The organism is Plantibacter sp. H53, assembly GCF_001650455.1.
GTDB lineage: Bacteria > Actinomycetota > Actinomycetes > Actinomycetales > Microbacteriaceae > Plantibacter > Plantibacter flavus_A.
In genome coordinates this window covers 73,108-86,350 of the sequence record NZ_LWCT01000013.1, presented here as the reverse complement: position 1 = coordinate 86,350, position 13,243 = coordinate 73,108, and the positions used below count along the sequence as shown (strand labels likewise).

The window sequence follows — 13,243 nt, the reverse complement described above, 5'->3', positions numbered from 1 at the left end:
TCAGCCGGCGACGATCCGCTTCGCGCCGGCCTCGAACGCAGCCAGGTCGCCGCGCTCACCCGAGCGGTACGCGCGACCGCCCCACCAGCACATGTAGGTCAGGAACGCGGCGAGCGCTCCCCCGCCGATGAGCATCTTGACCGCCCACGGCCACGGTGCCGGCGTCACGAAGCCCTCGACGAGCCCCGAGACGAAGAGCACGATCACCAGCCCGATGGCGATCGTGAACAGCGCTCGGCCCTCCTCGGCAAGCGCCTGGCCCCTCGTCCGTGGCCCTGGTGCCACCCAGGCCCAGAAGATGCGGAGACCCGCCGCTGCCGCGACGAACACCGCCGTGAGCTCGAGCATGCCGTGCGGGAGGATGTACTCGAAGAACACGTCGCCCTTGCCGTAGGCGAACATGACGCCCGCGGCCTGCCCGACCCCCTGGGCGTTGGTGACGATGATGTACGGGACCCAGACGCCGCTGATACCGAACGCCACGCATTGCGCTGCGATCCACGCGTTGTTGGTCCACACCTGGCCGGCGAAGCTCGCGGCCGGGTTGTCGGAGTAGTAGGCGACGAAGTCGTCCTCGACGTACTGCTTGAGCTGGGCGTCGGTACCGAGGTTCGCGAGGACCTGTGGGTTGCCGGCGATCCACACGGCGTACAGGGTCGCGATGACGACGGTCGCGACCGCTACCGCGAGGGTCACCCACCGGACCCGGTAGAGCGCGGCCGGCAGCGCCAGGACGAAGAACCGCGGGACACTCGACAACACGTTCGCACTGGCCCCGGTGAACCGGAGGCGTGCCCGCGACAGCGACACCGAGAGACGGTCGCCGACGAGCGTCGATCCGGCCGTCGTCTTGATCGCGGAGAGCTGGGTCGCCCCGGCTTGATAGCGGTCGATCAACTCATCGGCCTCAGGCCCGCTGAAGAACCGCTGCTTGCCGAGCGCGTCGAGGCGGTCCCATTCCTGGCGGTGGGCTGCGGAGTAGGCGTCGAGGTCCATCGCAGCCATGCTACGCGGTGGCGGCGCTCCATGGCCGGTCCCCCGCGCATCTGCTTGAATGGAGCACATGTCCGAACCGGCCAGGGTCCCGCTGCACGAGACGACGCTGGACGACGGCACCGAGCTCATCACCGGCGAGGCGGTCGCCCTCGACGTGCGGCCCACCGGATTCATCCTGCGCGCGGCGGGTGCCATCATCGACTACGTAGTGTCGATCCTCGTGTTCGTCGGCCTCATGCTCGCGATGTTCTCCTGGATCCTGTCGGGAGTCGCCATGGACACCGCGATGTTCACCGCCATCGTGCTCGGCCTGACGGTGCTCTGCCTCGTCGTCCTGCCGGCAGCGGTCGAGATCGCCACCCGCGGACGGTCGCTCGGCAGACTGGTCGTCGGTGCGCGGATCGTCCGAGACGACGGGGGTGCACCCGGCTTCCGGCACGCGTTCATCCGTGCGCTCACCGGGTACTTCGAGATCTACGCCACAGCTGGCGGCATCGCCGCACTCACCGGCCTGCTCAGTGCTCGCTCGAAGCGCCTGGGCGACGTGCTCGCCGGGACCTACAGCCAACGTGAGCGTCTGCCGCGGGTGGTGGAGCCCGTGGCGATGATCCCGCCGCAGCTCGCCGCCTGGGCCGGCGGTGCGGACGTCGCCCGACTGCCCGACCCGCTGGCGCGGCGCGTCACCCAGTTCCTCAAGCAGGCCGGCTCGCTCACCCCGGCCACGAGGACCCGATTGGCGGCCGAACTCGCGGCAGAGGTGTCCCGATTCGTGTCGCCCCTGCCGATCGCTCCGCCGGAGGCGTTCCTCGTCGGGGTCGCCGTCATCCGCCGGGAGCGCGAGTACCAGGCCCAGCTCGCGGCCCGTCAGCGACTGTCGCTCCTCCAGCCGGTGCTGAGCGGTCAGCCGCACCGGTTCCCCGACCGCTGAGGCGGGGAACCGGCGACACCGCCTAGTAGCGGTAGTGGTCGACCTTGTACGGGCCCTCGACCGGCACACCGATGTAGTCGGCCTGCTCGCCCGTGAGCGTCGTCAGCTGCACGCCGAGCGCGTCGAGGTGCAGGCGAGCGACCTTCTCGTCGAGGTGCTTCGGCAGCACGTACACGCCGATCGGGTACTCCTCGATCCGCGTCCAGAGCTCGAGCTGTGCGAGCACCTGGTTCGTGAAGGAGTTGCTCATCACGAACGAGGGGTGCCCCGTCGCGTTCCCGAGGTTCATGAGGCGTCCCTCGCTGAGCACGAGGACGCTGCGCCCCGTGGGGAGGCGCCACTCGTGGACCTGGGGCTTGATCTCGATCTTCTCGGCGCCCTCGAGCGCCTCGAGCGAGGCCATGTCGATCTCGTTGTCGAAGTGCCCGACGTTCGAGACGATCGCGAGGTGCTTGAGCGCGAGGATGTGGTCGAGGGTGACGACGTTGAAGTTGCCGGTGCACGTCACGATGATGTCGACCTGCTCGGCGACGCTCTCGAGGGTCGCGACCTGGAAGCCGTCCATCGACGCTTGGAGGGCGCAGATCGGGTCGACCTCGGAGACGATGACCCGAGCGCCCTGGCCGCGGAGGGCCTCGGCCGCGCCCTTCCCGACGTCGCCGTAGCCCGCGACGAAGACGACCTTGCCACCGATGAGCACGTCGGTCGCGCGGTTGAGGCCGTCCGGCAGCGAGTGCCGGATGCCGTACTTGTTGTCGAACTTGCTCTTCGTGACCGAGTCGTTCACGTTGATCGCGGGGAACAGCAGCTCACCCTGCTTCGCCAGCTCGTAGAGGCGGTGGACACCGGTGGTGGTCTCCTCGGTCACGCCGAGGATGTCGGCGGCGACCTTCGTCCAGCGGTCGCTGCTGCCGGCGAGCGAACGGCGGAGCACGTCGAGGACGATGCTGTACTCGTGGCTGTCGGCGTCGGTCGTGTCGGGGACCGCTCCAGCCAGCTCGAACCGACGGCCCTGGTGGACGAGCATGCTCGCGTCGCCACCGTCGTCGAGGATGAGGTTGGGGCCGGTCCACTCGGCTCCGGCCGTGGCCGCTTCGGTCGACCAGTCGAAGATCTGCTCGGTGCACCACCAGTACTCCTCGAGCGTCTCGCCCTTCCAGGCGAAGACCGGCACACCGGCCGGTGCCTCGACGGTCCCGTGCGGACCGACGGCGACGGCGGCCGCCGCCTCGTCCTGGGTCGAGAAGATGTTGCAGCTCGCCCAGCGCACCTGGGCGCCGAGCGCGACGAGTGTCTCGATGAGCACCGCGGTCTGCACCGTCATGTGCAGCGAACCGGCAATACGGGCGCCGGCGAGGGGCTGGCTCGCGCCGAACTCCTCGCGGAGGGCCATCAGGCCGGGCATCTCGTTCTCGGCGAGGCGGAGCTGGTGTCGGCCGGCCTCGGCGAGCGACAGGTCGGCCACCTTGTAGGGCAGGGTGGTCGTGGGGGCAGACGGTGCGGAAGAACTCATGACGCCATTCTCGCAGACCGTCACGCGTCGTGGACCTTCATGTCGGCCCCGAGATCGGCAAGGCGCGGTGGGATGCCGCTGGTCAGGAGCCGTAGCCGACGTCGCCGAGGACGCTGTGCTTCACGACGCTCCAGCCCTGCGGCACGCTCAGCCGTACGGCATGGATGGAGCAGAGGTCGTAGCTGTGTGGACTCTTCTCGATGCTCAGCGGCCCGAGGACGGCCATCGAGTCACGGTAGTCATAAGTCAGCGTCGCTACGGGCTCGCGCGAGCAGCCGACCTTCGAACACATCCTGTCCACCATTTGCCCCAGCGTAGCCCGGCGGCGCCGGCGGCACCGTCCGGCTCGCCGGTCGAGCGGGTCTGAACCAGGCCGCCGACGACACCTAGACTGGACGCATGGCGCAGGCTGACGAGGAGACGCGAGGCGCCCTCTCGCGCCGCCGATCACGGCACGGTCGCAACGGTCGTTCGAGCGTCGTCGGACCGGACGTGCCACCGATCGACACCCGGATCGACCAGTTCGACCTGACGGTCGCCACCACCGCCGACTACCTCCGCGGAGCCTGGCCCGCCGAACTCGCCGACGTCCGGTTCGAGGTCGGCGCGATGCCGGCGCAGAACTCCGGGACGGACGGCGTCGACCGTTGGTTCGTCGACCGAGCACGCCGACGGATCATCCTGTACCGGCTGCCCATCCAGCGGATGAGCAAGCTCCACCGGAACGACGAGCTGCATCAGCGCATGATGGTGGAGAGCTGCGTGTTCCGCGCCGTCGCCGAGCTCCTCGGCAAGGACCCCTGGGACCTCGGGCCGGAACGCTACCGGTTCCTCTGACCCGCGGCCGCCGCGGTCACCGCGGGTAGACGCTGATCGGCGCAGCCAGCGGGTTCGGCGGTGTGACCGGCAGTGATGTGAGCCGCCCCGCCGCAGCGAGACTGATCGAGGCGTGGAGGCCGTCGCCCCCGGCGAGGACGTAACTCTGACCCGGGCCGACGCCGAGCGTCACCGCGGCTCCGGCTCCGACCTTCGCCGTGGTCTCCTTGCCGTCAGCCCCCGTCAACGTGAGTTCGGCGTCGGTGCCGGTCGGGTTGAAGACGTGGAGCTTCTGTCCCGGCCCGGTCGGGACGGTGAAGGCCGCGGTGTCGTCGAGTGCGGGTGTCGCTCCGAACCAGGCGAAATCCTCGAGCGTTCCGCCGCGCGAGTTCGTCCTGGCCGCGGCGACCACCGGTCGGGTCGAGGTGACCTCCAGCGAGAACTCACCGGCCGGGAGGTCGGCCAGGGCGATCTCGCCGGGAACGCCCGGCTGGATGGTGGCGTCGATGACGATCGGCTCGTCCTTCGCGTTCTCGCGGGTGGCGGTGATGACGACGTCGGCGGCATCGGATCCCGGCGCGAACAGTCTGAGGGCCGTGGCCCGGTCGTCGACGGACGCGGTGTCGGAGCTCGCCCCTGCGGCCGCCGGGGCGGTGACGACGACGCCCGGGATGACGAGGTCGGTCGAGGGCGACGCGGTCGGCCCCTGGACCTCCACGCCGCCGGGGGTCAGGACGCGGACCGTGCTCTGCTGGAGCGCGGCCACCACCTGACCGCCCTCGCTCGACACGTGCACGACGGGGGTCGGCTCGTTGGGCGCGAGGCCGGTGAGGGCGATCACGCGCTGCGTGCCGGTGGCGACGACGATCCCGGCGGCACCCGGAGCGTCGATCCGCCCGGCAGCACCGAAGACCTCGAGGGTCACGTTCGCATCGACGGCCGACGGATTGCTCAGCAGGACCAGCGTGGTGCGACCGATGTCACTCGACCCGCCGACGAGCCAGCTCTCGGCCGAGGCCGGCGTGCAGGCGGCGGCCGCCAGACCGGCGACCTCGGCTTCGGCGGCGATCTGCGACTGCGCGCCACTCAGTGGGGTCACCGTCCCGTCGGTCGCGCCGGGGACGGTGATCACCGTGGGTCCGCCGTCCGCCGCGCCGCTCGTGTTGTCGGGTGCGGCCAGCTCACGCGTCGTGGGCGTCACCCCGTTCGCTCCGAAGTCGACACTCGCCGGGCCGAAGGAGCCGGCTGCCGTGGCGGCCGTCGCGTCCTGGGCCAGGGCGAGCAGCGGCCCAGGGCACACGACCGACTGGTCGCCGGCCACCGGGGTGACTCGGATGTCCTGAGGGGCGATCTCGACCGTCGGGAGGGGCAGTTGCCCGGCCGCTGCGATCGTGACCGCGGCGATCCCGATCCCGACGAGGCCGGTGACGATCCGACCGGAGGTGATGGCGACTCCGCGCTTACTGGGCATGCGGCTGCTCCGTTCCCGGGGTGTCCCGGCGGGTGGTATCGGTATCCGGCGTCGTCTCGGTCGAGTCGCTCGGATCCGCCTCGGACACGACGGCATCGCCCGTGGCGATCGCCGGTTCGTCGGGGACCTGGTCGGCCGTGGTGTTCGAGTCCACGACCGCGTCGGCGGCCGGCGTCGATCCGGTCACGTCGGGGTCCGGGTCGACGGCGTCTTCCACCACCACCCCGGTTCCATCGCGAGCGACGGTGTCATCGGCCGACGCGGCGTCGGGGGTCGACGGAGCGTCATCGACCGATACGGCGTCATCGGTTGCCTCGGCCGGTGCCGACGCGGGAGCGGGTGCCCCGGCGGAGGCCTGACCCCGGCGCCACCAACGCGGCTTGGAGGGACGGGTCGACCCGTCGGCGGTGTCGGCCGACGCGGATCCCTCCGCCTCGTCGTCGAGATCGGCGGTCGGTTCCTCGTCGTCATAGGTGCCGGTCGCGTCGTCGTCGATCACCGCGACCGTCGCCCCAGACGCGGCCGCCTTGCGAGCGGCACGGCCCTTCAGCTTCGCCGGCTTCCTGGATCCCGCGCGGTACCCGTCGCGGGACGCACCGTTGGGGATGCTCAGGAGCAGCGTGATGAGGAACACGACGCCCAGGCCGACACCGATGAGGGTGCCGAGCACGTTGGACGTGGGGAGCTCGGGGCCGGTGCCGACGTCCGCGACGGTGCGCCAGAGCGTCCCGCTCGTCGTGTCACCGACGGCGACCAGCGCTGCGTTGGCGTCGAGCGCACTCGTCGCGCGGCCGGCGGTCTGACCCGCCACCGTCTGCTCCTCGCCGTCGGCGACCGGCGACAGCAGCACGAAGGCGATGCCGTGCTCGACGAGGGTCTCCGTCGGGTCCAGTCCGCTCTGCGACGCGAGGTTGCCGGCGAGCTCGGCGACGACGCGGTCGTCCGAGGACACGCCGGGGGCCGTCTGGGCGATGGTCGACTGGCCGTCGAGCGTCTCCCCCTGGCCACGGATGACGACCGCGGTGATGGTGCCGTCGTCACCGGGTGTGATGACGAGGGTGCCGAGCCGAGGATCGGTCTGCGTCGCGGCCGTCACGTAGGCGGGCAGCTGGCGGCCGGAGCTCTCACGGACCACCGAGGTGCCGAGGGGCTGGGCGAGGGCGAGTGGGAGGGCGATCACCGCGGCGGCGAGGACCATGACGAGGGCCGGGACCGCCCGGAACCGTGGGATGCGGTCGAGGCCGAGGGTCGCAGCGCCCACGATCCCGAGCCAGTAGAGGCTGATCGCCGCACCGGCCCACACGGGGACGGCCGTTCCGGCGGCGGAGGCGAGCAGGAGGTGTGTGGCGAACACCGCCGACACGAGTCCGAGGAATGCCGCGATGAGCAACGGGACGGCCCGTCGGGACCCTGGGAGGAACAGGGCCAGCAGGGCGACGATCGCGAGCGGCGCGAGCAGCGCGGGCACCACGATGGCGGGAGCAGCACCCGGCAGCCCGAGCGCCGCGCCGAGCTGGCTCCATCCACCCAGGCTGCCGCCGGGGAAGCCGAGGGACAGTTGCCAGCCGGACGCCGCGGTCGCAGGTGTCGCGACGCCCGGATCCGCGAGGAGTCCGAGCCAGTTGTTGCGATGGATCCCCTGCTGCCAGATGAGCGGGGCGAACAGCGCGATGGCGGGTATCGGGACGAGTCCCACCCTCGCGACTCCCCGACCGGCGAAGACCATCGCCACGAGCCAGATGACGAGCAACGCCGGGGCCAGGGACGGCGAGCTCGCGACGATCGCGGCGAAGAGGAAGGCGCTCGTGCCGGCTGCGGCCCACGACCGGGAAGCGACCACACCCGCATAGAACAGCCAGGGCAACAGGACGTGGACGATGACGGCCGCGGGACGACCGTCGGCCAGCGCCGTCAGGAGCGTCGGGGCGAGCGCCCAGAGCAGCGCCGCCACCGCACGGGGTCCGCTGCGCTCCGTGAGCCGGGTGGCGGCGAACCAGGCGCCGAGCGCGGAGAGCGGCAACGCGAGCAGGAAGAGCAGGACCAGGGAGAACGAGGGCTGCCAGAAGGTGACGGTCCCGAGCACCGCGAGGACGGCGCTGAACGGGTCGGCGGCACCGACGAACCCGAGGCCGACGTCGCGCCACCCGAAGCCGATGTGCTGCCAGAGGTCGCCGACCGTCGCCGAGAGCGGGAGGAGTCCCCCGCCGGTGAGGTAGGTGGCGCCGAGGAGCGGGGCGAGGATCGCCGCTCCGATGACCGCCGTCGCGAGGACGACCCAGGCGCCTCCGCCGGAGAAGAAGCGGAGGTCGCGTTCCTCGCCGATGAAGCCGATCTGCGTCGCCTCCCGCGCGAGCGCGCGTTTGCGTCGCACCTCGTCGAGTCGCATCCGCAAGCCGGCGATGCTCGACCAGCCCAAGGTCCGGTTCTTCGCGAGCTGGCGCCGGGCGCTCCCGACCTTCGTCCCGGAGAACGCGACGGCGAACGCCGCCGAGAGCTCGCCCAGCACGAGCTCGGGCTGCTTCTTCACGAAGTGCCCGATGACCCGCAGGATGGCGAGGGGCACGAGGCTGAGCCAGTGCACCGGGACCATGATCCCGGGCGCATAGACGAGACGGCGGTGGAGCTGTGCGGCGCGGGCCTGACGGTGGCGGCGGCGACGCGCGCCGAGCCGGTTCGACCAGGAGGGCCCGGCGATGCCTTCGCCGGCGGAGGCGACCCGCGCCGTCGGCACGACCGCGACCAGGTAGCCCGCGAGGCGGGTCCTGATGCAGAAGTCGAGGGCGTCGTCCGCCACGAGGGCCTGGTCGAAGCCGCCCAACTGGTCCCACAGCTGATGGCGGACGAGCATGCCGGCCGGACCGACCGCCATCACGTCGTTCATGGTGTCGTGCTGGGCCTGGTCGAGCTCGTCCTCGACCACGGGGACCGCCGCACCGAGGGTGGTGATCGTCTCGCCGTAGCGACGGAGGAACGACGCGTCGTCCCAGTCGAGGATCTTCGGGCCGGCCACACCGACGGACGGTGAGACCTCGAGGGCGCCCAACAGTGCGGCGAGCGCCGTCGGCTCCGGAGCCGTGTCCTCCGAGAGCAACCAGAGCATCTGCTCGGCGTCCTCAGGCTGATCGGTGACGCGGACGCCGGCGGCCACGGCCTGCGCGAAGCTGAGGTCCTCGGTCGAGGTCACGAGCTTCATGCCGGGGACGCGGCCGAGTTCCTCGATCGTCGCCTCACTCGCGCGGGTGGCGACGGCGATGATCCCGTCCGCCGGACGGGTCTGGGCACGGAGGGCGTCGAGCGTGCGTGCGAGCGGCTCTGAGCCGTCGCGCACCACGAGAATCGCCGTTACTCGGGGAGACATCGGATTCAGACTAAGCGGGTCCGGCCGGAAGAGCGGGAACCGAGCGGGCGCGCCCCGAATCGGGGGCGTTCCGGTGAGCCGGGAGCGGCTCGGTCGGCGTTCGAAGAAGCGTCAGACGGCGCGTTTGCGCAGCTTCCGGCGCTCGCGCTCGGAGAGGCCGCCCCAGATGCCGAAGCGCTCATCGTTCGCGAGCGCGTACTCCAGGCACTGCGACTTGACGTCGCAGCTGGTGCAGATCCGCTTCGCGTCGCGCGTGGATCCACCCTTCTCGGGGAAGAACGCCTCGGGGTCGGTCTGCGCGCACAGCGCATCGGTCTGCCAGGAGAGCTGGGTGTCGTCCTCGCCCTCCGCAGCGGGCTGACGGACGCCGGGGACTCCCAGATTGACCGGATCGACGAACCAGTCGTCGGGTACTCCGGCACGATACTCAGGAATCGCCATACCGTCTCCCCACCTACTCGTACCCTGCGCCACGCGGCGCGATACATAATTACACCCTTGTAGTTATGGTCGAGTCAAGTCGCACATCGTAAAGCCTCAATCACGAGGTGAGGGTTCGCGACGCGCCGCGTGTGACCCGAACTGGGTGTCGGGGCCAGTCGGGGCGGATCGTGCGGCCGCGCGACGTCAGTCGGCGGCGCGCCTGGCCCGCCATGCGCTCTCCACCATCTGGCGCAGATCGTGTCGCATCCGCCAGTCGAGGTCGCGCGCTGCGAGCGCGCCGGACGCGACGATCCGTGCGGGATCGCCCGCCCTCCGCGGCATGATCTCGGGGGTGAAGTCGATCCCGGTCACCTCCGCCATCGCGGTCATGATCTCGCCGACGCTCGACCCGTCCCCGCTTCCGAGGTTGTACGCCGCCTCGAGGGGCTCACCCGCATCGAGCCGCTTGGCTGCGGCGACGTGCGCGGCCGCGAGATCCGCGACGTGCAGGTAGTCGCGGACGCAGGTGCCGTCCGGCGTCGGGTAGTCGTCGCCGTTGATGCGGGGGGTGCGTCCGGCGAGGAGCGCATCGAAGACGAGCGGGAAGAGGTTGTGCGGGCTCGTGTCGTAGACCTCGTCCGTCCCGGAGCCGACGACGTTGAAGTACCGCAGCGACGTGTGGCGCAGCCCGGTGGCGACACCCTGGTCGCGGAGCAGCCACTCACCGATGAGCTTGGACTCGCCGTAGGGCGACTCGGGTGCTTTCGGGGTGTCTTCGGTGACGAGGTCGACGTCCGTGGTCCCGTACACCGCGGCGCTCGACGAGAAGACGATGCGCTCCACCCGGTGCTCCTCCATCGCGGCGAGCAGCATCGCGGTGGCCGTGACGTTCTGGGCGTACGTGTGGAGCGGGCGCTGCACGGAGACACCCGCGTACTTGTACCCGGCGACGTGGACGACACCGCTCAGCTCGAACTCGGAGAAGGTGCGCTCGAGGACCGAGCCGTCGAGCAGGGTTCCGCGGACGAACGGCACACCCGCAGGAACGAAGCGTTCGTGTCCGCTCGACAGGTCGTCGAGGACGACGACGTCGATCCCCTCCGCTTGGAAGGCCCGCACCACATGGGCTCCGATGTATCCGGCTCCGCCCGTCACCAGCCACGCCACGATGCTTCCTCCAGGGAGTCCTCCACCTGCCGTGCTGCAGACGGAGTGACCAGACTACTGGAGGCGCGTGCGTCGTGCGCCGGCACGGCTGGGGACACGGCGATAGCCGTCGGTCAGGACGGCACGGAGGGTCGCGGCGGAAGCCACGACGGCGATGAGGACGGTGAGGATGCCGATGACGAGTGCGATGATGGACATGTCTGAAACTCTAGGAATGGCGAAAAACTGCCACCAGTGGCAGGATGGACGCAAATGAGCACATTCCTGCCAAATCGATCATCCGGAGGTCCCATGCTGTCGAAGGTCGCCCTGCTCGCCATCCCGGGGCTGCAACCGTTCGAGTTCAGCGTCGTCTGCGAGGTCTTCGGCATCGACCGGTCGGACCAGGGCGGTCCCGCCTTCGACCTCCGCATCGTCACGAAGGACCCCGGTCCGGTCCGGATGAACCTGAGCGACGACGGTGCGCGGGGCTTCGACATGATCGTCGACGACGACCTGTCGTTCGCGGCCGAGGCGGACCTCGTGGTGATCACCGGTCGTGGTGGATCGCGCGCCGGAGCGGTCGACGAGGCCTACCTCGACGTCCTCCGAGCGGCTGAGGCACGGGGTGCCTGGGTCCTCAGCGTGTGCAGCGGGTCGTTCGTCCTCGGTCAGGCAGGGCTGCTCGACGGTCGGCGCAGCACGACCCACTGGATGTACACGAGCGAGCAGCAGATGACGTTCCCGGGCACCACCGTCGACCCGGACGTGCTGTTCGTCGAGGACCGCAAGGTCATCACGGGCGCGGGGACCGCTGCCGGCATCGACGCGTGTCTGCACCTGGTACGACAGGAGTACGGCGCGGCGAGCGCGAACGTCATCGCCCGCCGGATGGTCGTCCCGCCACAGCGTGACGGCGGTCAGGCGCAATACGTCCTCTCCCCCGTCGCGGCGCAGCAGTGCGAGTCGCTCGCACCGGTCGTCGACTGGATGCTCGACCACCTCGCCGAGGACCTGCCCATCGGGCGTCTCGCGCGGCAGGCGCACATGTCCGAGCGGACCTTCGCACGCCGCTTCCGCTCGGAGCTCGGCAGCACGCCGGCCGCCTGGCTGAACCGGCAACGCCTGTTCCGAGCCCAGGAGATGCTCGAACGGACCGACCACGGTGTCGAGCGGATCGCGGCGGACACTGGGTTCGGCACCGCAGCCGTCCTCCGTCACCACTTCGACCGTGTCCTCGGGACCACGCCTGCCGCCTACCGGCGGAGTTTCGGGGTGCGGGAGAGCGCCTGAGCCGCGTGGACCGGGCCACCCGGCCGGGCGGTCAGCCTTGGGTGGTCGCGAGGAAGAGGGTTCCGGTCCCGGAGAAGCGCAGCTCCGCCTCGTCGGGCGTGATGAAGGCGTAGCCACCTCGACCGAGCTCGATGGACGAGGTGGCTCCGGTGATCCGCACCGAGCCGTCGACCACGATCGCGATCCCGGGGCCGGGGAGGTGGAACGAGGGATCCTGCTCGGACGGCTCATCGGACAGGTCCACCCGCAGCAGCTCGAAGTCCGGCACGTCGGGGACGAAGAGGCTGAGCCCCCCGCCCAGGTCCGTCGGGGTGAGCCACGGCACCGGCCGCGGCTCGAACTCCAGGACCTCGAGCAGCTCGGGCACGTCGACGTGCTTCGGGGTGAGCCCGCCGCGCAGGACGTTGTCACTCGCGGCCATGAGCTCGACGCCGATGCCGCGGAGATAGGCGTGGATGTTCCCGGCTGGGAGGTACAGCGCTTCGCCGGCTCGCAACGTGACGAGATTGAGGAGGAGTGCGACCGCGATGCCGGGATCGCCCGGATACTCCTGGGCGAGCCGTCCGACCAGGGTCCGCTCGGCGTCGAATGCACCCGAACCGGGAGCAGCGGCGGACGCGACGAGGGCGTCGAGCAGCCCGCCGGGGAGCTGCTCGAGCAGGGTTCGCACGGTGTCGCGGAGCCCGTCGGGGGCGGCCAGCATCCCGCGGAGCATGGTGATGCGCGCCGCAGCAGCCGGATCGGGCGCCGAGGCCACCAGCTCGGCGAGCAGCGCATCGGTCGCATCGAGCTCGCGGAACCCGCAGAGCGCCTCGAAGCCGTCCCGGAGGGCGACGATGAGTTCCGGCTTGTGGAGCGCGTCCTTGTAGTTGCGGTGCGGAGCGTCGAGCGGCACCCCTCGCGCGTTCTCGGCGGCGAAGCCCGCGGCGGCGCGCTGCAGGTCGGGGTGGGCCTGCAGCGAGAGCGGATGGGCCGCTGCGAGGATCTTGAGGAGGAACGGCAGCGAGCCGTGCCCGCCGAGCGCGGAGGGATCGGCGGCGAGCCAGCGCTCGAGGTCGGCGTGTCCCCCCACCGTCGACGGATCCGCGATCGGCGTCGGCGCCCCGGGGTGTGCGCCGAGCCAGAGTTCCGCCTCCGGACGTCCTGAGCGCTCGGACCCGAGCACCTCCGCGATCGCCGTCGACGACCCCCACGCGTAGTCACGAGGAGTGGCACGGAGCGGCACGAACATGGTGGGGCCCTTTCGACGGACGAGGGTGACGCGCCAGCCGGACCCTGGGGCCGCTTGGCGTCGTCCTA

The 13,243-nt window shown here is 70.8% G+C and carries 12 protein-coding genes; 3 read left to right on the top strand and 9 right to left on the bottom strand.

The window, feature by feature from the left end:
- A complete protein-coding gene (locus tag A4X17_RS08455; RefSeq protein WP_064295227.1) occupies window positions 1–996 on the bottom strand; it encodes a stage II sporulation protein M in 996 nt (331 codons plus the stop codon).
- A gap of 67 nt (window positions 997–1,063) precedes the next feature.
- On the opposite strand from A4X17_RS08455, the gene A4X17_RS08450 reads away from it, so the two are divergent.
- On the top strand, window positions 1,064–1,924 hold the full coding sequence (locus A4X17_RS08450) for an RDD family protein (RefSeq protein ID WP_064295226.1): 861 nt from the start codon (window positions 1,064–1,066) through the stop codon (window positions 1,922–1,924).
- Window positions 1,925–1,946: 22 nt separating this feature from the next.
- Here the strand turns inward: A4X17_RS08450 and ahcY are convergent, their stop codons facing one another.
- On the bottom strand, window positions 1,947–3,437 hold the full coding sequence (gene ahcY / locus A4X17_RS08445; protein WP_064295225.1) for an adenosylhomocysteinase: 1,491 nt from the start codon (window positions 3,435–3,437) through the stop codon (window positions 1,947–1,949).
- An 82-nt stretch (window positions 3,438–3,519) separates the two neighbouring features.
- Entirely contained in the window at window positions 3,520–3,729 is a 210-nt protein-coding gene (locus A4X17_RS08440; RefSeq protein ID WP_369808449.1) for a DUF3499 family protein, read from the bottom strand.
- A 107-nt stretch (window positions 3,730–3,836) separates the two neighbouring features.
- Here A4X17_RS08440 and A4X17_RS08435 point away from each other — a divergent pair, with 107 nt between their 5' ends.
- Window positions 3,837–4,274 carry a metallopeptidase family protein gene (locus A4X17_RS08435; RefSeq protein WP_064295223.1) on the top strand — a complete coding sequence of 146 codons (438 nt, stop codon included), beginning with the start codon at window positions 3,837–3,839 and terminating at the stop codon, window positions 4,272–4,274.
- Between the two features lie 16 nt (window positions 4,275–4,290).
- Here the strand turns inward: A4X17_RS08435 and A4X17_RS08430 are convergent, their stop codons facing one another.
- From A4X17_RS08430 to A4X17_RS19215, 5 genes are all read right to left on the bottom strand, one after another.
- Complete coding sequence (locus A4X17_RS08430) at window positions 4,291–5,724, bottom strand: DUF5719 family protein (protein WP_064295222.1); 1,434 nt, start codon at window positions 5,722–5,724, stop codon at window positions 4,291–4,293.
- Window positions 5,714–9,082 carry a glycosyltransferase gene (locus tag A4X17_RS08425; protein WP_082916035.1) on the bottom strand — a complete coding sequence of 1,123 codons (3,369 nt, stop codon included), beginning with the start codon at window positions 9,080–9,082 and terminating at the stop codon, window positions 5,714–5,716. The genes A4X17_RS08430 and A4X17_RS08425 overlap by 11 nt, the downstream gene beginning before the upstream one ends.
- A gap of 111 nt (window positions 9,083–9,193) precedes the next feature.
- Entirely contained in the window at window positions 9,194–9,523 is a 330-nt protein-coding gene (locus A4X17_RS08420; protein WP_079002812.1) for a WhiB family transcriptional regulator, read from the bottom strand.
- 186 nt (window positions 9,524–9,709) lie between these two features.
- Complete coding sequence (gene galE, locus A4X17_RS08415; RefSeq protein WP_064295220.1) at window positions 9,710–10,672, bottom strand: UDP-glucose 4-epimerase GalE; 963 nt, start codon at window positions 10,670–10,672, stop codon at window positions 9,710–9,712.
- Between the two features lie 54 nt (window positions 10,673–10,726).
- On the bottom strand, window positions 10,727–10,870 hold the full coding sequence (locus A4X17_RS19215) for a hypothetical protein (RefSeq protein ID WP_153303456.1): 144 nt from the start codon (window positions 10,868–10,870) through the stop codon (window positions 10,727–10,729).
- 93 nt (window positions 10,871–10,963) lie between these two features.
- On the opposite strand from A4X17_RS19215, the gene A4X17_RS08410 reads away from it, so the two are divergent.
- Entirely contained in the window at window positions 10,964–11,944 is a 981-nt protein-coding gene (locus tag A4X17_RS08410; protein WP_064295219.1) for a GlxA family transcriptional regulator, read from the top strand.
- A 31-nt stretch (window positions 11,945–11,975) separates the two neighbouring features.
- Here A4X17_RS08410 and manA read toward each other — a convergent pair whose 3' ends face one another.
- Window positions 11,976–13,175 carry a mannose-6-phosphate isomerase, class I gene (gene manA, locus A4X17_RS08405; protein ID WP_064295218.1) on the bottom strand — a complete coding sequence of 400 codons (1,200 nt, stop codon included), beginning with the start codon at window positions 13,173–13,175 and terminating at the stop codon, window positions 11,976–11,978.
- Window positions 13,176–13,243 lie beyond the last annotated feature (68 nt).